The sequence below is a fragment of the Streptomyces lincolnensis genome (assembly GCF_001685355.1).
Taxonomy (GTDB): Bacteria; Actinomycetota; Actinomycetes; order Streptomycetales; family Streptomycetaceae; genus Streptomyces; species Streptomyces lincolnensis.
The window spans coordinates 2,826,059-2,846,637 of record NZ_CP016438.1; the positions used below are offsets into that span (position 1 = coordinate 2,826,059).

The 20,579-nt window shown below is 71.2% G+C and carries 21 protein-coding genes; 6 read left to right on the plus strand and 15 right to left on the minus strand.

Annotated elements, in window-relative coordinates:
• From SLINC_RS12520 to hisD, 10 genes are all read right to left on the minus strand, one after another.
• Positions 1-1,242, minus strand: coding sequence for an MFS transporter (locus tag SLINC_RS12520; RefSeq protein WP_067430894.1), 1,242 nt, complete (start codon positions 1,240-1,242; stop codon positions 1-3).
• Positions 1,243-1,256: 14 nt separating this feature from the next.
• Positions 1,257-1,847: an ArsR/SmtB family transcription factor gene (locus SLINC_RS12525; protein WP_067430897.1), complete on the minus strand. Its 591-nt coding sequence runs from the start codon at positions 1,845-1,847 to the stop codon at positions 1,257-1,259.
• A 150-nt stretch (positions 1,848-1,997) separates the two neighbouring features.
• Positions 1,998-2,753 carry an imidazole glycerol phosphate synthase subunit HisF gene (gene hisF / locus SLINC_RS12530; RefSeq protein ID WP_067430900.1) on the minus strand — a complete coding sequence of 252 codons (756 nt, stop codon included), beginning with the start codon at positions 2,751-2,753 and terminating at the stop codon, positions 1,998-2,000.
• Positions 2,750-3,160, minus strand: coding sequence for a RidA family protein (locus tag SLINC_RS12535; protein ID WP_067430903.1), 411 nt, complete (start codon positions 3,158-3,160; stop codon positions 2,750-2,752). Before SLINC_RS12535 ends, hisF begins: the two co-directional genes overlap by 4 nt.
• The gene (gene priA / locus SLINC_RS12540) at positions 3,157-3,882 is read right to left on the minus strand and encodes a bifunctional 1-(5-phosphoribosyl)-5-((5-phosphoribosylamino)methylideneamino)imidazole-4-carboxamide isomerase/phosphoribosylanthranilate isomerase PriA (protein ID WP_067430905.1); all 726 of its coding nucleotides are present in this window, start codon (positions 3,880-3,882) and stop codon (positions 3,157-3,159) included. Before priA ends, SLINC_RS12535 begins: the two co-directional genes overlap by 4 nt.
• Complete coding sequence (gene hisH, locus SLINC_RS12545; protein WP_067430911.1) at positions 3,879-4,529, minus strand: imidazole glycerol phosphate synthase subunit HisH; 651 nt, start codon at positions 4,527-4,529, stop codon at positions 3,879-3,881. The genes priA and hisH overlap by 4 nt, the downstream gene beginning before the upstream one ends.
• Positions 4,520-4,687, minus strand: a complete 168-nt coding sequence (locus tag SLINC_RS48445) for a hypothetical protein (RefSeq protein ID WP_170068267.1) — start codon at positions 4,685-4,687, stop codon at positions 4,520-4,522. The genes hisH and SLINC_RS48445 overlap by 10 nt, the downstream gene beginning before the upstream one ends.
• A complete protein-coding gene (gene hisB, locus SLINC_RS12550) occupies positions 4,684-5,277 on the minus strand; it encodes an imidazoleglycerol-phosphate dehydratase HisB (RefSeq protein WP_067445260.1) in 594 nt (197 codons plus the stop codon). The genes SLINC_RS48445 and hisB overlap by 4 nt, the downstream gene beginning before the upstream one ends.
• Positions 5,278-5,282: 5 nt before the next feature.
• On the minus strand, positions 5,283-6,398 hold the full coding sequence (locus SLINC_RS12555; RefSeq protein ID WP_067430913.1) for a histidinol-phosphate transaminase: 1,116 nt from the start codon (positions 6,396-6,398) through the stop codon (positions 5,283-5,285).
• The gene (hisD, locus tag SLINC_RS12560) at positions 6,395-7,720 is read right to left on the minus strand and encodes a histidinol dehydrogenase (RefSeq protein WP_067430915.1); all 1,326 of its coding nucleotides are present in this window, start codon (positions 7,718-7,720) and stop codon (positions 6,395-6,397) included. The genes SLINC_RS12555 and hisD overlap by 4 nt, the downstream gene beginning before the upstream one ends.
• A gap of 170 nt (positions 7,721-7,890) precedes the next feature.
• Here hisD and SLINC_RS12565 point away from each other — a divergent pair, with 170 nt between their 5' ends.
• The 5 genes from SLINC_RS12565 to SLINC_RS50625 all read left to right on the plus strand — a co-directional run bounded on the left by SLINC_RS12565 (position 7,891) and on the right by SLINC_RS50625 (position 12,071).
• Positions 7,891-9,468: an oxidoreductase gene (locus SLINC_RS12565; protein ID WP_067430918.1), complete on the plus strand. Its 1,578-nt coding sequence runs from the start codon at positions 7,891-7,893 to the stop codon at positions 9,466-9,468.
• A 182-nt stretch (positions 9,469-9,650) separates the two neighbouring features.
• Complete coding sequence (locus SLINC_RS12570; RefSeq protein WP_067430920.1) at positions 9,651-10,691, plus strand: hypothetical protein; 1,041 nt, start codon at positions 9,651-9,653, stop codon at positions 10,689-10,691.
• An 11-nt stretch (positions 10,692-10,702) separates the two neighbouring features.
• Complete coding sequence (locus SLINC_RS12575; protein WP_067430924.1) at positions 10,703-11,443, plus strand: LON peptidase substrate-binding domain-containing protein; 741 nt, start codon at positions 10,703-10,705, stop codon at positions 11,441-11,443.
• Between the two features lie 14 nt (positions 11,444-11,457).
• Positions 11,458-11,955: a Cys-tRNA(Pro) deacylase gene (gene ybaK, locus SLINC_RS12580; RefSeq protein WP_067430927.1), complete on the plus strand. Its 498-nt coding sequence runs from the start codon at positions 11,458-11,460 to the stop codon at positions 11,953-11,955.
• Positions 11,956-11,996: 41 nt separating this feature from the next.
• A complete protein-coding gene (locus tag SLINC_RS50625) occupies positions 11,997-12,071 on the plus strand; it encodes a hypothetical protein (RefSeq protein ID WP_467053770.1) in 75 nt (24 codons plus the stop codon).
• A 385-nt stretch (positions 12,072-12,456) separates the two neighbouring features.
• Here SLINC_RS50625 and SLINC_RS12585 read toward each other — a convergent pair whose 3' ends face one another.
• From SLINC_RS12585 to SLINC_RS12600, 4 genes are all read right to left on the minus strand, one after another.
• Positions 12,457-13,008 (minus strand): DUF2567 domain-containing protein, encoded by a 552-nt coding sequence (locus SLINC_RS12585; RefSeq protein WP_375141481.1) that lies wholly within the window; start codon positions 13,006-13,008, stop codon positions 12,457-12,459.
• A gap of 190 nt (positions 13,009-13,198) precedes the next feature.
• Positions 13,199-14,020, minus strand: coding sequence for an ABC transporter permease (locus tag SLINC_RS12590; protein WP_067430932.1), 822 nt, complete (start codon positions 14,018-14,020; stop codon positions 13,199-13,201).
• Between the two features lie 90 nt (positions 14,021-14,110).
• Positions 14,111-15,085, minus strand: a complete 975-nt coding sequence (locus SLINC_RS12595; protein ID WP_067430935.1) for an ABC transporter ATP-binding protein — start codon at positions 15,083-15,085, stop codon at positions 14,111-14,113.
• Between the two features lie 123 nt (positions 15,086-15,208).
• The gene (locus SLINC_RS12600; protein WP_067430938.1) at positions 15,209-16,426 is read right to left on the minus strand and encodes an NYN domain-containing protein; all 1,218 of its coding nucleotides are present in this window, start codon (positions 16,424-16,426) and stop codon (positions 15,209-15,211) included.
• Positions 16,427-16,650: 224 nt separating this feature from the next.
• Between SLINC_RS12600 and SLINC_RS48450 the strand changes: the two genes are divergently transcribed.
• A complete protein-coding gene (locus SLINC_RS48450) occupies positions 16,651-16,815 on the plus strand; it encodes a hypothetical protein (protein WP_170068268.1) in 165 nt (54 codons plus the stop codon).
• Positions 16,816-16,934: 119 nt separating this feature from the next.
• Here the strand turns inward: SLINC_RS48450 and dnaE are convergent, their stop codons facing one another.
• Positions 16,935-20,474 carry a DNA polymerase III subunit alpha gene (gene dnaE, locus SLINC_RS12605; RefSeq protein ID WP_067430942.1) on the minus strand — a complete coding sequence of 1,180 codons (3,540 nt, stop codon included), beginning with the start codon at positions 20,472-20,474 and terminating at the stop codon, positions 16,935-16,937.
• Positions 20,475-20,579 lie beyond the last annotated feature (105 nt).

The window sequence follows — 20,579 nt, forward strand, 5'->3', positions numbered from 1 at the left end:
TCAGCGCGGGAGTTCGGCGCGGCGGAGCGGGCGGGTGCACAGGGCCAGGAGCGAACCCACGGCGCACAGGGCGGCGCAGGACGCGAAGACGGGCCCGGTGCCCCAGCGGTCGGCCGCCGCGCCGACCAGCGGGAAGGTGAGCGGCGCGACACCGAAGCCGACCAGTGTGGAGACCGCGGTGACGCGGCCGACGTAGGCGGGGCCCGCCTGTGCCTGGACCAGGGCCCCGCAGAGCGCGCCGCCCAGTCCGGCCAGCAGGCCGACGACCAGGGCCATGCCCGCCGCCGCGGCGACGGACGTGACCTGGGCGAGCCCGGCGATGGCCAGACCGCCGCCGAGCTCCGCCACCGCCATGACGAGCCCGGCGCGGGGCACCCGGCCGCGCAGGGTGAGCAGCAGGGACGCCGCCCCGGCACCCGTGCCGAACCCGGCGAGCATCCAGCCCATGCCGGACGAGCCCCACCCGCGTTCCTCGGCGAGCAGGGTCAGCCCCAGGTTCATCGGCCCGACGAAGCCCAGGTCGACCAGGGCAATCGCGATCATCAGCGGCCGCAGCACGCGGTCCCGGCCGATGTGCCGCAGTCCGTCCTTCAGCTCGGCCAGGACGGCCCCCCGCGCCTTGTCGTCGGGAGGCAACGGCCCGACCCGCACGGCCCACAGGAGCGGCAGCGACACCCCGATCAGCAGCGCGGCGAGCCCGAACGCTCCGGCGGTACCGCCGACCGCCACGCCGAGACCCCCGAGGGGCCCGCCGAACACGTTGGCGAGCCGGGTGGCGAAGCCCCGCATGCCCTGGACCCGCGCCAGCTGGCCACGGCCGGTGATCCGGGTGGGCAGGGCGCCCGCGGCCGGCAGGAACACGGCGTCGACGACGCCGAACAGGAACGCGACCGCGCCCAGCGCCCACAGTCCGGGACTGGTGGCCAGGAGCAGCCCCGCCGCGGTGACGACGAGCAGACAGCGCGCGGCACTGCTGCCGAGGACGACCCGGCGCGGCCCGTACCTGTCGGCGAGCACTCCCCCGCCGAGCATCAGCAGCGCTCGCGGTATGGCGCTGACGGCGGTCACCAGACCGGCCTGCGTCGGCGTGCCGGCCTGCACGGCCGCCCAGGACAGGGCGATGTAGTAGACGTTGTCGCCGACCGCGGACGCGCTGTAGGCGCCGAGCCAGCGCAGGACGTTGGGGTCGCGGTGGGCCGGTCTGTCGTCCGGGCCGGCCGGGCGCGCGAGCGTGGTGGTCACGGAGCGCGGTCCTCTCAGGTCCGGAACGGGAAGCCGTAGGTGTGCACCGCGACGTTCTCCCGGCCCTCGCTCTCGCCGGCGGCGTCGGCGGCGCGGCCGAGTTCCTCGTACCTGCGGCAGATGGCGTACATCTCCTTGGACAGCGCGCTCAGTTCGTCCGAGGTGAGGCGCATCAGCCACTCGGAGGAGTCGGAGGCGGTGTTCCAGGCGGCGCCCCAGTGGGCGCGCTCGTCGAGGAAGCGGCGGTACGTGTCGGCACGCTGTTCGAAGAAGAGGCGGCTGGCGGCGGTGTGGGCGGCGGCCTTCTCCGGGGCGTCGCGGAAGTCCTCGTCGTGGATGGACACGCCGTCGGAGGCGGGCCGCCACCAGCGCTCCCGGCCGTCCGCGCCCTGCGGCTCGGCCTCCTCGATCAACTCGTGCTCGGCGAGCTTGCGCAGGTGGTAGCTGACCAGGGAGACGGCTTCGTCGACCTGTTCGGCCAGCTGCGAGGCGGTCGCCGTACGGGCCAGGGTCAGGGCCCGGTACAGCTTCATCCGCAGGGGGTGCGCGAGCGCCTTGAGCGTGCCCACGTCCTTGATCCGGCGGTCTCTCTCCCTCTTGGTCATGCCCCCACGCTAGATACGAAGGGAAAGTTGCGCAATATATTTTGCGCAACTTCTCTTTCGCATCTGATCGGCATCTGCTCAGCGCCTGCTCGGCATCCGCCCATGAGAAAGCCCCGGCCGCCTCCAGGGCGACCGGGGCTCGGCGCGACGTCAGCGCACGGCGTGTCCCGCCTCGCGCAGCGCGTTCTTCACCTCGCCGATCCGCAGGTCGCCGAAGTGGAAGACGGAGGCGGCCAGGACCGCGTCCGCGCCCGCTTCGATCGCCGGCGGGAAGTCGGCCAGCCGGCCCGCGCCGCCGGAGGCGATCACCGGGACGGTGACGTGCTTGCGGACGGCGGCGATCATCTCCAGGTCGTAGCCGTCCTTCGTGCCGTCGGCGTCCATCGAGTTGAGCAGGATCTCCCCCGCGCCCAGCTCGGCGGCCCGGTGCGCCCACTCCACGGCGTCGATGCCGGTGCCCTTGCGGCCGCCGTGGGTGGTGACCTCGAAGGACCCCGACTCGGTACGGCGGGCGTCCACCGACAGGACCAGCACCTGCCGGCCGAAGCGCTCGGCGATCTCACGGATGAGGTCGGGACGGGCGATGGCGGCGGTGTTGACGCCCACCTTGTCCGCGCCCGCCCGCAGCAGCTTGTCCACGTCCTCGGCCGTGCGGACACCGCCGCCGACCGTCAGCGGGATGAACACCTGCTCGGCGGTGCGGCGCACCACGTCGTACGTCGTCTCGCGGTTGCCCGACGAGGCGGTGATGTCCAGGAACGTCAGCTCGTCGGCGCCCTCGGCGTCGTAGACCTTGGCCATCTCGACGGGGTCGCCCGCGTCGCGCAGGTTCTGGAAGTTGACGCCCTTGACGACCCGGCCGTTGTCCACGTCCAGGCAGGGGATGACTCGTACCGCCAGGGTCATGCGCTCGCTCCGTGTTCTGCGCCGGGGCGGAACGCCTCCACCTCGACCTCGACGACCAGACTCGGGTCCACGAAACCGGAGACGATGATCATCGACGTGGCGGGCCGGACGGCGTCGAACAGTTCCTTGTGGGCCCGTCCGACCTCGTCCACGTCCCGCGCGTGGGTGAGGTACATGCGGGTGCGCACGACGTCCTCGCGGCCGAGACCCAGCTCCCCCAGCGCCCTGAACGCGACCTCGAAGGCGTTGACCGTCTGCTCGTAGGGGTCGCCGCCGGCGATCTGGCCGTCCACGATCGACGTGCAGCCGGAGACGAGCACCAGGCCGTTGGGCAGTTCCACCGCACGGGAGTAGCCGAAGGTCTCCTCCCAGGGCGCACCGGTCGTGACGCGTCGCAGATCGCTCACTTCGCCACCGCCTCCAGAGCCTCTTCCAGGGTGAACGCCTTCGCGTACAGGGCCTTCCCGACGATGGAGCCCTCGACACCGAGGGGCACCAACTCGGCGATGGCCCGCAGGTCGTCGAGCGAGGACACGCCGCCGGAGGCCACGACCGGGCGGTCCGTCGCCGCGCAGACGGTGCGCAGCAGCTCCAGGTTGGGGCCCTGGAGCGTGCCGTCCTTGGCGATGTCCGTCACCACGTACCGCGCGCAGCCCTCGGAGTTGAGCCGGTCGAGTGTCTCGTAGAGGTCGCCGCCGTCCCGGGTCCAGCCGCGGCCGCGCAGTGTCGTACCGCGCACGTCCAGACCGACCGCGACCTTGTCGCCGTGCTCCGCGATGACCTTGGCGACCCACTCGGGGGTCTCCAGGGCGGCCGTGCCCAGGTTCACCCGGGTGCAGCCGGTGGCCAGGGCGGCGGCCAGGGTGGCGTCGTCCCGGATGCCGCCGGACAGCTCGACCTTGATGTCCATCGCCTCGGTGACCTCACGGACCAGGGCCCGGTTGTCGCCGGTGCCGAACGCGGCGTCCAGGTCGACCAGGTGCAGCCACTCGGCGCCGGCCCGCTGCCAGGCGAGGGCTGCCTCCAGCGGGGAGCCGTAGGAGGTCTCGGTCCCGGACTCGCCGTGCACGAGTCGGACGGCCTGGCCGTCACGGACGTCGACGGCGGGGAGGAGTTCGAGCTTGCTCACAGTGTTCCGATCCAGTTGGTGAGGAGCTGGGCGCCGGCGTCGCCGGACTTCTCGGGGTGGAACTGCGTGGCCCACAGCGCGCCGTTCTCCACGGCGGCCACGAAGGGCTTGCCGTGGGTCGACCAGGTGACCTTGGGGGCCCTCATCGCCGCGTTGTGCGTCTGAAGGGTCCAGTCGTGGACGGCGTAGGAGTGCACGAAGTAGAAGCGGGCGTCGGCGTCCAGGCCGGCGAACAGCTCGGAGCCGGCCGGCGCGTCGACGGTGTTCCAGCCCATGTGGGGCACGATGTCGGCCTGGAGCGGCTCCACGGAACCGGGCCACTCGTCGAGGCCCTCGCTCTCCACGCCGTGCTCGATACCGCGCGCGAAGAGGATCTGCATGCCCACGCAGATGCCCATCACCGGGCGGCCGCCGGCCAGCCGGCGGTCGACGATCCAGTCGCCGCGCGCCGCGCGCAGACCCTTCATGCAGGCGGCGAAGGCGCCGACGCCCGGCACCAGCAGGCCGTCGGCGTTCATGGCCGTGTCGAAGTCGCGCGTTATCTCGACGTCGGCTCCCGCGCGCGCGAGAGCGCGCTCGGCGGACCTCACGTTGCCGAAGCCGTAGTCGAAGACGACGACCTTCTTGGACGCGGTGCTCAACTCCACAACACCTCCAGCCTCAGGATGCCCGCGGCGAGACACAGCGCCGAGCCGATCGAGAGCAGCACGACGAGGCTCTTCGGCATCTTCTGCTTGACGAAGGAGTAGACGCCGCCGGCCAGGAAGAGGCCGACGACGATCAGCAGGGTCGACAGGCTGTTCACAGCGCGCCCTTCGTGGACGGGAGGATGCCGGCCGCGCGCGGGTCGCGCTCGGAGGCATACCTCAGGGCCCGGGCCAGCGCCTTGAACTGGCACTCCACGATGTGGTGCGCGTTGCGCCCGTACGGCACGTGCACGTGCAGCGCGATCTGGGCCTGGGCGACGAAGGACTCCAGGATGTGCCGGGTCATCGTGGTGTCGTACTCGCCGATCATCGGCGCCATCTTCTCGGGCTCGGTGTGCACGAGGTAGGGGCGGCCCGACAGGTCGACGGTGACCTGGGCGAGGGACTCGTCCAGGGGGACCGTGCAGTTGCCGAAGCGGTAGATGCCCACCTTGTCGCCGAGCGCCTGCTTGAAGGCGGCGCCGAGGGCGAGGGCGGTGTCCTCGATGGTGTGGTGCGAGTCGATGTGCAGGTCTCCCTCGGTCTTGACCGTCAGGTCGAACAGACCGTGCCGGCCGAGCTGGTCGAGCATGTGGTCGTAGAACCCGACCCCTGTCGACACATCGACCTTGCCGGATCCGTCGAGATCGATCTCGACGAGTACGGAGGTCTCCTTCGTGACTCGTTCCACGCGTCCTACGCGTCCCACGCGGCTCATGTGCTCTGCTCCTTGTTGAGTTCACGTACCGCGTCGAGGAACGCGTCGTTCTCTTCGGGGGTTCCGGCGGAGACCCGCAGCCACCCCGGAATGCCGTTGTCCCGGACCAGGACGCCCCGGTCGAGGATCTGCTGCCAGGCCCGGTGCGAGCCGCCCTCGCCGTCGAAGCGCCCGAACTGCACGAAGTTCGCGTCGGACTCGACGACGTCGTAGCCGATCGCCCGCAGCTCGCTCACCAGCCGGTCCCGTTCCGACTTCAGCTGCTCGACGTACTTCAGCAGCGTGTCGGTGTGTTCCAGGGCGGCCAGCGCGGTCGCCTGGGTGACGGCCGACAGGTGGTAGGGCAGCCGTACGAGCTGCACGGCGTCCACGACCGCCGGGTGCGCCGCGAGATAGCCCAGGCGCAGGCCCGCCGCGCCGAACGCCTTCGACATCGTCCGCGAGACGACGAGGTTCGGCCGCCCCTCGATGAGCGGCAGCAGCGAGTCGCCGTGGCTGAACTCGATGTACGCCTCGTCCACGACCACCATCGACGGCTTCGCCGCCTGCGCGGCCTCGTACAGCGCGAGGACCGTCTCGGGCGGGACCGCGTTGCCCGTGGGGTTGTTGGGGGTCGTGACGAAGACGACGTCCGGCCGGTGCTCGGCGATCGCCTCGCGGGCGGCGGCGAGGTCGATCGTGAAGTCCTCGTTGCGCGGACCGGAGATCCACGCGGTGCCGGTCCCGCGCGCGATGAGGCCGTGCATCGAGTACGACGGCTCGAAGCCGATCGCCGTACGGCCCGGTCCGCCGAAGGTCTGGAGCAGCTGCTGGATGACCTCGTTGGAGCCGTTGGCGGCCCAGACGTTCGCCGGGCCGACCCGGTGTCCGGCGGTGTCGGTGAGGTACTCGGCGAGCCGCGTGCGCAGTTCCATGGCGTCCCGGTCCGGGTAGCGGTTGAGGTTCCGGGCCGCCTCACGCACCCGCTCGGCGATGCGCTCGACCAGCGGCTCGGGCAGCGGGTAGGGGTTCTCGTTGGTGTTCAGCCGTACGGGGACGTCCAACTGGGGCGCGCCGTAGGGGGACTTGCCGCGCAGCTCGTCCCGTACGGGGAGATCGTCGATGCCGGTCACTTGCTTCCGGGTACCTTCCAGTCGAACCGAGCCTTGATCGCCGCGCCGTGCGCGGGCAGGTCCTCCGCCTCCGCCAGCGTCACCACGTGATGCGCCACGTCCGCCAGCGCGTCCTTCGTGTAGTCGACGATGTGGATGCCGCGCAGGAAGGACTGGACGGACAGGCCCGAGGAGTGGCAGGCGCAGCCACCGGTGGGCAGGACGTGGTTGGACCCGGCGGCGTAGTCACCGAGGGAGACCGGCGCCCAGGGGCCGATGAAGATCGCGCCCGCGTTGCGGACCCGGTCGGCCACCGCGGCGGCGTCGGCCGTCTGGATCTCCAGGTGCTCGGCGCCGTACGCGTCGACGACCCTGAGGCCCTCCTCGACACCGTCGACGAGCACGATCGCGGACTGGCGGCCCGCGAGGGCGGGGCGGATCCGGTCCTCGACGTGCTTGGAGGCCGCGACCTGCGGCTCCAGCTCCTTCGCCACCGCGTCGGCCAGCGCGACCGAGTCGGTGACGAGCACGGCGGCGGCGAGCGGGTCGTGCTCGGCCTGGCTGATCAGGTCGGAGGCGACGTGCACCGGGTCGGCGGTGTCGTCGGCGAGGACGGCGATCTCGGTCGGGCCCGCCTCGGCGTCGATGCCGATCCTGCCGGTGAAGTAGCGCTTGGCGGCGGCGACCCAGATGTTGCCGGGGCCGGTGACCATGTTGGCGGGCGGGCAGGACTCGGTGCCGTACGCGAACATCGCGACGGCGGTCGCGCCCCCGGCGGCGTACACCTCGTGGACGCCGAGCAGCGCGCACGCGGCGAGGATCGTCGGGTGCGGAAGGCCGTCGAACTCGGCCTGGGCGGGCGAGGCGAGCGCGATGGAGGCGACGCCGGCCTCCTGGGCCGGGACCACGTTCATGATCACCGAGGACGGGTAGACGGACCGGCCGCCGGGCGCGTACAGCCCGACCCGGTCGACCGGCACCCACTTCTCGGTGACGGAGCCGCCGGGCACGACCTGGGTCGTGTGGGTGCCGCGGCGCTGCTCGCGGTGGACGAGGCGGGCGCGGCGGATGGACTCCTCCAGGGCCGCGCGCACGGCCGGGTCGAGCTCTTCGAGAGCGCGGTCCAGCGCCGCTGCGGGCACCCTGACCTGGTCGAGCCTGACCCCGTCGAACTTCTCCGCGAAGTCGATCAGCGCCGCGTCGCCCCGATGATGCACGGCCTCGCAGATCGGACGCACCTTCTCCAGGGCGGCCGCAACGTCGAAGTCGGCTCGGGGCAGCAGGTCGCGCAGGGCGGGTCCCTCGGGAAGGGCGTCGCCGCGCAGGTCGATTCGGGAGATCACGACGCCAATTCTCTCAGACGCCGCTCAGGGCCTGTTCGCGCATTCCATTGGCTGATACGGATACCGGCGGGAACCCGGAAGATCGCCTTCACGTTTGGTGTTCGAGGGGTTACTCAGCGGGCATGAACAAGTGTACGAACCCACGAGTAGATGAGGGGGATGGAAGAGACGTGACCGAAGGGGCCGGCATCCGGGACGGAGACCTGCCGGACGATCTGACCGCCACCGAGGCCGGCATGTGGCAGGCCTTCCGCAACGGCACTGTGTACGACCTGAGCAGCGGCGACGCACTCGTCGACGATCCGCACGGCGGGCATCCCTGGGGGCCCGAGCGGACCGTGCGGGCCCGCATCGTGTGCTGGCTGCTGCTGGACGGACCGCCCGCGCTCGCGGGCCGGGTGTCGTCCCTGAAGCTCACCGGGGTGCGGATCATCGGCACCCTGGACCTCGCGGGCGGCACCGTCGTGCCGTACGTCGAGATGCGCGGCTGCCGCTTCGAGAAGGACGTCCTGCTGCCGGAGGCCCGGTTCACCACCCTGCGGCTGGTGGACTGCGCGGTCCCGCGCCTGGAGGCCGCCCGGGTCCACACCGAGGGCGATCTGCATCTGCCGCGCTGCCGCTTCCACAACGGCGTGCGGCTGACCGACGCGCAGATAGGCACCGACCTGCTGCTCAACCAGGCGATCGTCTACCGCGACCGCACCGGGCGCTCGGTCGCCGCGGACGGCATGACCATCGGCCAGGACCTCCAGGCCGAGATGCTGGAGTCGCACGGCGAACTGCGGCTGCGCGCCGCGACGATCGGCGTCTCGCTGAGCCTGCGCGGCGCCCGGCTGGCCAACCCGTACACGCGGTTCGCGCTGAACGCCCCGCAACTGACCGTCGGGCGCTCGCTGTACCTGACCCCCGCGGGCGTCGGCAGCATCCTGCTGAGCGGGACGACACCCGCGCACGGGACGCGCATCCAGAGGTTCGAGTGCCAGGGCGGAGTGCGCCTGGACGACGGACGGTTCGGGGACGCGGTCGACCTGGAGCGGGCCCGGTTCACCTTCACCGACGAGCAGGAGCTGTCGCTGCGCCGGGTGCAGACGCCCGAGCTGCGCTTCCTCGGGGAGCGGCCGGCGCGCGGCGGGGTCGCGCTGTCGGGCGCGAAGGTGGTCAACCTGATGGACCGGGCGGACGCCTGGCCGGGCCCGGGCCGACTGCACATGGGCGGCTTCGGCTACGAGAACCTGGTGCCGCGCGGCCCGTTCCCGCTGCGGGAGCGACTGGACTGGGTGGCCGCGGCGACCGCCGAGTACAACCCGGAGCCGTACGAGCGGCTGGCCGCGGTGCTGCGGGCGGGCGGCGAGGACGAGGACGCCCGCGAGGTGCTGCTCGCCAAGCAGCGCCGGCGCCGCGAGAGCCTGCCCATCGCCGCCAAGCTGTGGGGGTACGTCCAGGACTGGACGGTCGCCTACGGGTACCGGCCGGGCCGGGCGGCCGTATGGATGGCCGTGCTGTGGGCGGCGAGTTCGGTGGCCTTCGCGCACGCCAGTCATCCCCCGCTCAAGAGAGGCGAGCACCCGCCGTGGAATCCGGCCCTCTTCGCCCTCGATCTGCTGCTCCCGGTCATCGATCTGGGGCAGGTCGGGTTCTGGCAGCTGAGCGGCGGCTGGCAGTGGCTGGCCGCGGTGATGATCCTGCTGGGCTGGGTGCTGGCGACGACGGTGGCGGCGGGGGCGACGCGGCTGCTCCGGCGAAATTAGCAAACCTGCCGACATGCGCCGACTTGGTGAACCGACCGGTAGGAACCGGTGAAGTCGCTGATGGGACCCCCGGTCGGCCAGTTGTTGAACGGTCACCATTTTGCCGTTCCTTGACTTTCGGTCATACAACTTTCCGCGAGTTGGGCGTTCCGGCTGGCGCCGTCGTGACCAGGGGTCTTTCAATGGTCGACACCATGGCTCTGCTGCCCCCGTTCATCCGCACCACCCGGATGCACCGGAACGACCCGTACCCCGTCGCCGGACCGCCCGCCGACGAGGTACTCCTCGACGCGCCCGACGACCGGCTCGGCCCCGCTCTGGTCGCGGCCGGCGCGGGCGAGTTCGGGCCCGCGTCCGCCCTGCTGGCCGGCACCCGCGCCGACGCCGACTGGGAGAACCGCGACCGCTACGCGCGTCGCCTAGCCTCCTTCGCCGGCTCCCGCTCCGAGTGGTTCGACGCCTGGCGTACGGCCGCCCCGCGCGACCCGGACGCGCTGCTGCTCGGCGCCCAGCTCGCCGTGGACCGCGCCTGGCGGTCACCGGTGCGGGCGGAGGCGCTGCGCGAGGTGAGCCCCCTGATCACGGCGGCGGCCCGCGCCGAGGACCGCGACCCGGTGCCGTGGCGGATCGCGCTGGACCACGCCCGCGGCGCACAGGCCGGCCACAAGTACTTCGAGGAGCTGTGGGAGGCGGCGATCCGCCGCGCCCCGCACCACTACGGCTGCCATGTGGCCGCCCTGAAGTACCTCGCCTCCGCCTGGCACGGCGCCCACCCGGCGTGCTTCGACTTCGCCGAGCGGGCCGCGCAGGACGCCCCGGCCGGCTCGCTCGTCCAGGCGCTGCCCGCCCGGGCCGCCCTGTCCTATCTGACCGACGGCTGCGGTCCCGCGGTGCCGCGCGAGCGGCTGGACGCGGCGGCCGACCGGGCGATCACGCTCTCCGCCGGGTTCCCGGCCGCCGACCCCTGGCGGGCCGAGATCCGCAACAAGCTGATGTACGTCCTGGTACGCCTGGAGCGCTGGGCGGACGCCGGGGAACAGCTGCGTCTGATCGGCCCGTACGCCACCTCCTTCCCCTGGGAGCTGTTCGCCGACGACCCGCTCGGCCGTTTCCTGGAGGTCCGCGACGCGATCCACCGGGGGACGGGTTCGGATCTGCCGCGGGAGCCCTCCCTGCATCCACGGAGTGAGCGCGCCGGACGCGCGCCCTCCGACGACCATTAGGCTCTTGCGTCGTGACCACCGTGCGGCTCCCGCTCTTCCCCCTGAACTCTGTGCTGTTCCCGGGGCTCGTGCTTCCTCTGAACATCTTCGAGGAGCGCTACCGCGCCATGATGCGCGAGTTGCAGAAGACCCCCGAGGAGGAATCGCGCCGATTCGCCGTCGTGACGATCCGCGACGGCCACGAGGTGGCGCCGAGCGGGCCCGGTCTGCCGGACCAGACGGCCGTCCCCGAACGCGGCCCCGCGGCCGGCTTCGGCGACGACCCGGTCAAGGCGTTCCACTCCATCGGCTGCGTTGCGGACGCGGCGACGATCCGGGAGCGGGCCGACGGCACCTTCGAGGTGCTGGCCACCGGTACCAGCCGGGTCCGCCTGCTGTCGGTCGACGCGTCCGGGCCCTTCCTGACGGCGGAGCTGGAGGACCTTCCGGAGGACCCGGGCGAGGAGGCCGGCGCCCTGGCGGAAGGCGTCCTGCGCTCCTTCCGCCAGTACCAGAAGCGCCTGGCGGGCGCCCGTGAACGCTCCCTGTCGACCGGCGCGGACCTGCCGGACGAACCCTCGGTCGTCTCCTACCTGGTGGCCGCCGCGATGATGCTCGACACCCCGACGAAGCAGCGCCTGCTCCAGGCCCCGGACACCGCGTCCCGCCTGCGCGACGAGCTGAAACTCCTTCGCGCCGAGACCGCGATCATCCGTAATCTGCCGTCGTTGCCGGCGTCGGAGCTGACGCGCGGCCCGACAAGTCTGAACTGAGACCGGGAACTGTCATGGCGAAGAAGCAGAAGCAGCAGGCGGGCGGCACCCCGGCGACGGTCGCCCTCACCACCACCGGCACGCCGTACACCGTCCACGCCTACGACCACGACCCCTCCCACCCGTCCTACGGCGAGGAGGCCGCCGAGGCCATGGGCGTCTCCCCGGAGCGGGTCTTCAAGACCCTGGTGGCCGACGTCGACGGCGCCCTGACGGTGGCCGTGGTCCCGGTCGCGGGCTCGCTCGACCTCAAGGCCCTCGCCGCGGCGGTCGGCGGCAAACGCGCCACCATGGCCGACCCCGCCCTCGCCGAACGCACCACCGGCTACGTCCGCGGCGGCATCTCCCCCCTCGGCCAGCGCAAGAAGCTCCCCACCGTCCTCGACGCCTCGGCCGCCACCCACCCCACCATCTGCGTCTCCGCCGGCCGCCGCGGCCTGGAAGTCGAACTCTCCCCCACCGACCTCGCCCACCTCACCGCCGCGGTCCTGGCCCCCATCGGACGTGCCTGACCCCTCGACGGCCCCCCGTTCCTCGGCTAAGTACCAGGAACATGTCGAAGAGAACCCGCAAACGCAGGTGGCGCACCAAAAAGGGCCGAGCAAACCACGGCAGGCGCCCGGCCTAGGTCTTTCCAACCCATCCGGCGTGCGAGGGACGGGGCCTCGCCATCCCGATCCCCCACCCACCCACAGAGGGCGGCAACGGGTGGCCGAGCCTCAGAACACCGGCCCAGGCACTCTCAGCCCGTCCCGCGTGCACGAACGAGACCTCGCCATCCCGATCCCCCACCCACCCGCAGAGGGCGGCAGCGGGTGGCCGAGCCTCAGAACACCGGCCCAGGCACTCTCAGCCCGTCCGGCGTTTGAGGACGAGGCCCCTTGAGGGCCGATCGGGGGTCCAGGGGGCGGAGCCCCTTGGGACGGCGGGGTCGAAGGGGCGGCAGCCCCTGGGGATGGGACGGGTAGGGGCGGCGGGGGCGACACCACACGGCGGCCACCTCAGCCCATCCCTCACGCCAACGGCGCCCCGTACCCATCCGTAGGCACCGCCTCATAACCCCCCGGCTCAGGATCCCGCGGCCCGAACAACCCCGTCAGCCCGAGATGAACCAGCACCGCCGCCAGCGACCACGCCAGCAACGCCCCCTTCGCCCCCAACTTCAACGGCGCGGAGAACGTGACCCCCTTGCCCACCGACCGCGCATGCGCCACCACATCCTGCGCGGGCCCGAGCCACACCCCCAACCGCCAGGCCAGCAAGGACCCGAGCAGCCCCCCGACGGTGAGCGCCACCACCAGCGGCACCCCACCCCGCCGCCGCACGAGGAACACGACGAACGCGGTCACCACCCCGAACGCCAGCCCCAGCAGAGTGAACGTTCCATCCACCCCGACGGCCTGCTCCCCCTCGGTGTCCTTGAGGTAGACGACCCAGTTCCTGTCGACCACGTCCCCCACCAGCGGCACCCGAGGCGCCAGCCACCACCACAGCACCCCCAGCAGCACGCCACCGAGCGCCACCGCCACCGCGATCACGGCGGCCTCCCGCACTTCGGTCCTCATCCCGGGACCATCCTGTCCATACCCGGTGTCGAAGGGCGCCGGAGCGGCATACCCGTCGCCAGACCCCTGCCACGCGCTCTGCGAAGTCTGCGAGGCCTGAGAAGTCTGCGAGGACGGTTCGTGCGGCGAAGAAGAGGGAGTCAACGGTGCGGTCACCCTGACATCGTGCCAGTCCCGCCTGTGCGGCGCGTCATCGGACGGCCGCCCGACGGTACGCCCAGGTGGCGACGGCCAGCGACACCACGCCGACCACACCGCACACAGCGAGATCACCGAGTACGAGGGCCCAGTCGGGATGCGGCCCGAAGGTCCGAGCGAAGGCCTCCACGCCGTACGTCGACGGCAGCAGGTCCCGCAGGAACCGCACCGCCTCCGGCATCCGGTCGGCAGGCAGCACGCCCAGCAGCAGCGCCGCCGACATGCCCAGCTGCCCGAGCAGCGTGGCCAGCTCCGGCCGCGGCGCCAGCAGCCCGCACGCGGCCCCGAGCCCGGCGAGCGCGGCACCCGCGAGCGGGATGACGGCGATGAGCACCCACAGGTGCGCGATCGGCAGCCCGAACAGCACACAGCCGAAGACGGCCGTCACGACGGTCCCGGGCACGGTGAAGGAGGCGTACGCGCCCGCCGCCCCGAGCACCACGGCGGCCGGCGGCACGGGCAGGGTCGCGTAGTGGTCGAGCCCGCCGCTGGCCCGCAGCTGCCCGAAGTACTGCGCGAGCAGGTTCAGCGCGACGAAGGCGACGACGAGCACCGCCGATCCGGCCACGACCGCCTGGGCCTCACCGCCGCCGTCCACGACCCCGCGCATCAGGATCATGATCCCGACGGACTGGAAGGTCGCCACGAACAGCAGCGGGATACGCGCGACCCGGGCCCGGGACAGCTGCGCCCGGTACACGGCCGCCAGCGCCGGCCACAGCCGCGCGCGCGGCCCGAGCTCGGCGGCCTCCCGGACCGGCTCCTCCACGGCCAGGGCACTGCCCGGCAGAACCTCGGCGGGTACGACACTCACCTCGTGCGGCTCCCCTCTCTCGGTTTCACTCCGGCAGACGTCCTGTTCCGCTTGTTCTGTACGGATACGGCGGTCCGTGCACTCAAGACCTCACCCCTTCACCAGTCCCTGCCGTGCGGCACCGCCCAGCGCCAGGTACACATCCTCCAGGCTGGGCGTGGTCAGGGTGAAGTCGTCGAGCGCGGCGAAGGCGGCCCCACCGGTGACGGTGGCGACGACCGCCCGCGCCTCCTCCGGGGCGAGCCTGAGGGTCCAGCGGCGCCCGGACTCCACGACCCGGTCGCGCAGCGCGGCGACCTCGGGCACATGCAGCGGGGCGCCCTCGCGCCAGACCAGGTCGACCCGGACGTCCCCGGCGACCTGCTCCTTGAGCCCGGTGGGCGTGTCGCAGGCGATCACCCGTCCCCGGTCGAGGACGGCGACCCGGTCGAGGACGGTCTCGGCCTCGATGACGTTGTGGGTGACGAGCAGGACGGTCGTACCGCGTTCGGCCCGGCGCCGGTCGACCGCGGACCACACCGCGCGCCGCGCCACGGGGTCCATGGCGGTGGTCGGCTCGTCGAGCACCAGCAGCGGCCGCTCCCCGACCAGCGCGGCTGCGAGACACGCCAGCCGCCGCTGCCCGCCGGAGAGCTTCTTCAGCGGCCGCCCGGCGAGCCCGGTGAGCCCCAGCTCCTCCAGTACGGCGTCCCGCTCGGCCCGCGCCCGGGCCGCCTCCAGGCCGCGCAGCCGCCCGGTGGTCTCGGCGGCGAGCGACACGGTCAGCTCGTCGAGGGCGGTGGATTCCTGGCCGAGGTAGGCGAGGATCCGGGAGGCCCGCTCGGGATGGCGCACGATGTCGTGCCCGAGGATCTCGACGCTGCCCCGGTCGGGCCGCATCAGCCCGGTCAGCTGGCGCACCAGGGTCGTCTTGCCGGCGCCGTTGGGACCGAGGAGCCCGAAGATCTCACCGCCCCGGATGTCCAGCCGTACGTCGTCAGTGGCCCTCACCTCGGGTGTTCCCGGTGTGCCCCGCCGCCCCCGTACCGCCGGATAGGTCTTGGTCAGCCCGCGCACCGCGCACACGACGCCACCACCGTGTCGAAGTGGCTGTGCCGCGCGCGTACTCACAAGGGACGAGACTACGGGGTCGGGAACGCTCGCCCGCCCTCGGGTCGGTTCATCGCGGTCGATCGGCCGGTAAGGATCTCACTCGCCGGCGGGCGCGTGTTCGGCCGCCGTACGCGCGTCGATCTCCCGCCAGAAGCCGGCCCGGATGGCGTAGCGGTCGTGCTCGTCGATCTGGTCGTCCTTGTGTGCGAGCAGCCCGAAGCGGGCCGCGTACCGCAGCAGCTCGCCGTCGATGCGGTGCGGGATCCGCGGGTACATGCCGGACAGTTTCGGGACATGGCCCTGGTCGCCCAGCCGCTCCATCCACCGGCGCGCGAAGACCTGCCCCACCTCGAACGGATCGCCGCCGACCGTGGTGATGTCCTCCTCCCGGTCGGCCCACCGCTGCTCGGCGGTGGTCAGCTGGGCGAGCGTCGGCATGGTGGCGATCTCGGGGGGCTCCGAGGTGACTCCGGGCCGGTCGACCCAGCCTTTGTCGGAGGACCAGCGCAGGGTCGCGGTCTGCGGCGGCTGGGCGGGCTGGACGCCGGGGGCGCGCAGCGCGGCCAGGTCCTTGGGGGTGGGCACGCCCTTGGGCGCGGGCACCCGCTCCTGGGTGCCGTTCTCCGAGGCGGCGGACGCGGCCGCGTGCTCGCTCTCCTCGGCGGACCGCTCCCCCGAGGAGAGCGCGGACTCGGGCAGCGGCGCGGAGAGGATCGCTGCGATCTCGGGCCGCGGCGCGGGCGGCGGCGCGCAGATTCCGCCGATCTCCTTGGCGCGTACGGCCTTGGTGATCCACGTACGGTCCAGCACCCGCCGCTCGTCGGCCTCGGCGACCAGATCCTCGGACTGGTTGTAGTCCCCGTCGGCGGCCTGCACGGCCCACAGATGTACGGCGACGCCGTGCTCCTTGGCGGCCATCATGCCCGGCAGCAGGTCGCCGTCACCGGTGACCAGGACGATGTCGGAGCAGGCGCGGTTGCGGGCCAGTTCGGTCAGCTCGGCGTGCATGGCGGCGTCCACGCCCTTCTGCGCCCAGCGTCCGTCGCTTCGGGTCAGGGCGCCGAGCCGGACGGTGACCCGGGGCATCACGCGCAGTCTGCGGTGCTCGGGCTGCGGGACGCGGTCGGGGGCGCCGTCGAACCAGTAGATGCGCAGCAGCGGGCGCTCCGTGTCGGACTCGGCTCGGTCGCGCAGTCCCTGGATGAGGGCGGTGTGATCCACGGTGATCCGGGAGCGCGAGGGTTCCCCGGCGAGGAGACTGGCCGCCGCCCCCAGCAGATACCCGGCGTCCACCAGGACGATGCAGCGGTCCACGCGACTCACCCTCTTCCCGGGAGGTTTGCTTCGGGCTTGCTTCGAGTCTGCCCGACGGCGCGGGGGTTAACGGCCCGAACTCGATCTTCGGCGTGGCGTTTCGGGACATCGCCCGGCGACATTCCCTGTCACACACCGTAATTATCCGACATGCGCTCTTTGTCAGCCTATGTGAATCTGGTCCCGGCCCTGGCCCCTAGATCCCCCACAGGAGGCAGATCCCCATGGCCAAGAACAAGAACCGTGAACGTAAGCAGCCGCAGTCCGAGCGTGGTCAGCAGCAGGCCGAGCGGTCCTCGACGGAGGCGCAGGCCGAGCAGCGCATGACGCAGGTGACGCCGAGCGACATCGCCCGCAAGGGCAAGCAGAAGCGCTTCGGCCACAACTGACACCTGCACAGCGGGCCGTTGACGGCCAGGCACACGTCGAGGGGCGCATCCGGTCTCGGATGCGCCCCTCGCGCACGTCAGCCGCCCGCTCGCAGTCGGCCGTTCTCAACCAGCCGTTCTCAGCCGGCCAGGCAGGACGGTCCCAGCAGCACCTTCAGGTCGCCGAAGAGGGCCGGGTCCGGCTTGACCCGGTGCCGGTCCAGGCGCAGCACGGTGGTCTTGCGCGGGCCCTGGAGCTTGATCCGGACCTCGCTCTCGCCCTTGTGGTGGCTGAGGATCTCGCCGAGGCGGCTGACCATCGGCGGGGTGACCCGGGTGGCCGGGATGGTGAGGATCACGGGCGCGTTGGTGCCCGCGTTCGACAGGTCGGGGACCTGGAGTTCCATCGCGACCAGCCGGGGGACGTCCTCGCGCTTGTCGAGGCGGCCCTTGACGAAGACCACCGCGTCCTCGACGAGTTGGGTGGAGACCAGCTGATAGGTCGCCGGGAAGAACATGCACTCGATCGAGCCCGCCAGGTCCTCCACGGTGGCGATCGCCCAGGCGTTGCCCTGCTTGGTCATCTTGCGCTGGAGCCCGGAGATGATCCCGCCGATGGTCACCACCGCCCCGTCCGCGTGCTCACCCCCGGTCAGCTGCGCGATACCGGCGTCCGCCTTGTCCGACAGGACGTGCTCCAGGCCGAACAGCGGGTGGTCGGAGACGTACAGACCGAGCATCTCCCGCTCCTGGGCGAGCAGGTAGGTCTTGTCCCACTCCTCGGTGGTGAACTCCACGTCCAGGCCGAAGCCGGGCTCGCTGGACTCCTCCTCGCCCATCCCGCCGAACAGGTCGAACTGGCCCTCGGCCTCCTTGCGCTTGACCGCCACCACGTTGTCGATCATCGGCTCGAAGTGCGCGGTCAGCCCCTTGCGGGTGTGCCCCAGGGTGTCGAACGCGCCCGCCTTGATCAGCGATTCCGTGGTCCGCTTGTTGCAGGCGACCGCCTCGACCTTGTCCAGATAGTCGGGGAAGGAGGCGTACTTGCCCTTGGCCTTGCGGCTCTTGATGATCGACTCGACCACGTTGGTGCCCACGTTGCGCACCGCCTCCAGGCCGAACAGGATCACGTCGTCGCCCTGCGCGGCGAAGTTGTGCACCGACTCGTTCACATTCGGCGGCAGCACCTTGATGCCCATCCGCCGGCACTCGTTCAGATAGACCGCCGACTTGTCCTTGTCGTCCTTCACGGACGTCAGCAACGCCGCCATGTACTCGGCCGGATGGTTGGCCTTGAGATAGGCGGTCCAGTAGGAGACCAGGCCGTACGCGGCGGAGTGCGCCTTGTTGAAGGCGTAGCCGGCGAAGGGGACCAGCACGTCCCACAGGGCCTTGATGGCCTCTTCGCTGTACCCCTTCTTCTGGGCGCCCTCCTGGAAGAGGACGAAGTTCTTCGCCAGCTCGTCGGGCTTCTTCTTGCCCATGACGCGGCGCAGGATGTCGGCCTCGCCGAGCGAGTACCCGGCGATGATCTGGGCGGCCTTCTGCACCTGCTCCTGGTAGACGATCAGGCCGTGGGTGACGTCCAGGACCTCCCTGAGGGGCTCTTCGAGCTCCTTGTGGATGGGGGTGATCTCCTGGAGCTTGTTCTTGCGCAGCGCGTAGTTGGTGTGCGAGTCCATGCCCATCGGGCCGGGACGGTAGAGCGCGGAGACGGCGGAGATGTCTTCGAAGTTGTCGGGCTTCATCAGCCGCAGCAGGGAGCGCATGGGGCCGCCGTCGAACTGGAAGACACCGAGCGTCTCGCCGCGCTGGAGCAGTTCGAAGGTCGCCGGATCGTCCAGCGGCAGGCCCAGCAGGTCGAGATCGACGCCCTTGTTGGACTTCACCATCTTGACGGCGTCGTCCATGATCGTCAGGTTGCGCAGGCCGAGGAAGTCCATCTTCAGCAGGCCGAGCGACTCGCACTGCGGGTAGTCCCACTGCGTGATCGTCACGCCGTCCGTGTGCCGCACCCAGATCGGGGCGTGGTCGACGATGGGCTCGCTGGACATGATCACGCCGGCGGCGTGCACACCCATCTGCCGGACCAGGCCCTCGACGCCCTTGGCGGTGTCGATGACCTTCTTCACGTCCGGTTCGTTCTCGTACATCGCGCGGATCTCGCCGGCCTCGCTGTAGCGCGGGTGCGAGGGGTCGGTGATGCCGTTGAGGTCGATGCCCTTGCCGAGGACATCGGCGGGCATGGCCTTGGTGAGGCGGTCGCCCATCGCGTACGGGTAGCCCAGCACGCGCGCGGAGTCCTTGATCGCGTTCTTGGCCTTGATCTTGCCGTAGGTGCCGATCATGGCGACCTTGTCGGCGCCGTACTTCTCCGTCACGTACCGGATCACCTCGACGCGCCGACGCTCGTCGAAGTCGATGTCGACATCGGGCATCGAGACGCGCTCGGGGTTCAGGAACCGCTCGAAGATCAGTCCGTGCGGGATCGGGTCGAGGTCGGTGATGCCCATGGCGTACGCGACGATCGAACCGGCCGCGGATCCTCGGCCGGGGCCGACCGCGATGCCCTGGTTCTTGGCCCACATGATGAAGTCGGCGACGACGAGGAAGTAGCCCGGGAACCCCATCTGGATGATGACGTCCATCTCGTACTCGGCCTGCTTCTGCCGGTCCTCCGGGACGCCGCCGGGGAAGCGGCGCTCCATGCCCCGGCGGACCTCCTCCTTGAACCAGGTGACCTCGGTGAAGCCCTCGGGGATGTCGAACTTCGGCATGAGGTTCTTCGCCTCGAACATGCCGGTGGTGTCGATCTGCTCGGCGACCAGGAGGGTGTTCGCGCAGCCCTCCTGCCAGGCGTCCGAGGAGTCGATGGCGTACATCTCGTCCGTGGACTTCAGGTAGTAGCCGGTGCCGTCGAAGCGGAAGCGGTCCGGATCGGAGAGGTTCTTGCCGGTCTGGATGCACAGCAGCGCGTCGTGCGCGACCGACTCGTGCGCGTACGTGTAGTGCGAGTCGTTGGTGACCAGCGGCGGGATGCCGAGCTTCCTGCCGATCTCCAGCAGGCCGTCGCGGACCCGGTGCTCGATCTCGATTCCGTGGTCCATCAGCTCCAGGAAGTACCGGTCCTTGCCGAAGATGTCCTGGTACTCGGCGGCGGACTTCAGGGCCTCGTCGAACTGGCCCAGCCGCAGGCGGGTCTGGAGCTCCCCCGACGGACAGCCGGTGGAGGCGATGAGCCCCTCGGACCACTGCGAGATGGTCTCCTTGTCCATCCTCGGCCACTTCTGCAACCAGCCCTCGGCATACGCGTCCGAGGACAGCTTGAAGAGGTTGTGCAGACCCGTCTTGTTCGCCGCCCAGATCGTCTTGTGGGTGTAACCACCCGAACCCGAGACGTCGTCCCGCTTCTGGTGCGGCTGCCCCCACTGGATCTTGCGCTTGTTGCGCCGCGACTCCGGCGCCACATACGCCTCGATCCCGATGATCGGGGTGACCCCCGCCTTCTGCGCGGTGTGGAAGAAGTCGTACGCCCCGTGCAGGTTGCCGTGGTCGGACATCGCGATATGGGTCATGCCCATCTCGTTGCACGCGTTGAACATGTCCTTCAGCCGCGCGGCACCGTCCAGCAGCGAGTACTGGGTGTGGACGTGCAGGTGCGTGAACGGCGGCTTTGACACGGCTTCGGCCTCCAAGGAAAACGGGCGTCGACGAGGGCCCGACAGGCTGCGGACAGTCTGGGGGACAGCGTCGAAGTCTATGCCTCGGCACTGACACCGGGCGGG